The organism is Bacillus sp. JST-5, assembly GCF_057747715.1.
The window spans coordinates 1-730 of sequence record NZ_JBYLHW010000167.1; the positions used below are offsets into that span (position 1 = coordinate 1).

The window sequence follows — 730 nt, forward strand, 5'->3', positions numbered from 1 at the left end:
AATAAATGTTTTATATAAAACTCCTTGAATCAATTACTTTCCTTAAAAAATATGTACAGTTTTGTGTTGACATTCCAAAATTTGGTTTATTAAAGTAGAGGTGTGTAGAAAATTTGAAATAAAAAATACATTGAATACTATAAAAGCTACTAAAAAGTTTAGAGGAGGATATAGCGAAATGAAAAGGACAATTTTTTTTGTTGCTCTAATTTGCTCATATTTGATTGCTGTATTTTTAAATTTTATTCCATCAATAAAAGACTCTACTATTAATATCGTAAATTTACTGGTATCTGTTTTATTTATGATTATTTTTCTAGTATCAATAAAAACTGGCTTGTCTAACAATAAAACAGAAAAAAAATTAAAAGTGTTCTTACTTTTAGGATCTGTGACTGGTCTATTTGTTTACTTTATAGCAATATTAGAAAATGCCTTTATGGAAAATATTATACACGATATAATCTCGGGTGTTTCATTTCCATTCTATATCTTGTTTATAACTCCATTTTTTGGATTTAATTATCTCTTTAATTGGTCTTATGAAATATTTTCTTTGTTAATTTCGTTAGTGTATGTTTTATCATTTTTTTAATAGTAACTTTTAAGAGAAGCAAAAAATGAAGTTTTCGGAAGTTTTAAAAGTGAAATATCGGATTGACCCCCTAAATTTGGACACATCCTATCTTATTTTAGGTTATTCTCAAAATTTCTCGTTTTTTCTTGGCAA

At 25.1% G+C, this 730-nt stretch carries 1 protein-coding gene; it reads left to right on the top strand.

What is annotated here, in order from left to right; all coding sequences use genetic code 11:
* Positions 1-178 precede the first annotated feature (178 nt).
* Positions 179-595, top strand: coding sequence for a hypothetical protein (locus AC3ASS_RS14390; RefSeq protein WP_488284173.1), 417 nt, complete (start codon positions 179-181; stop codon positions 593-595).
* Positions 596-730 lie beyond the last annotated feature (135 nt).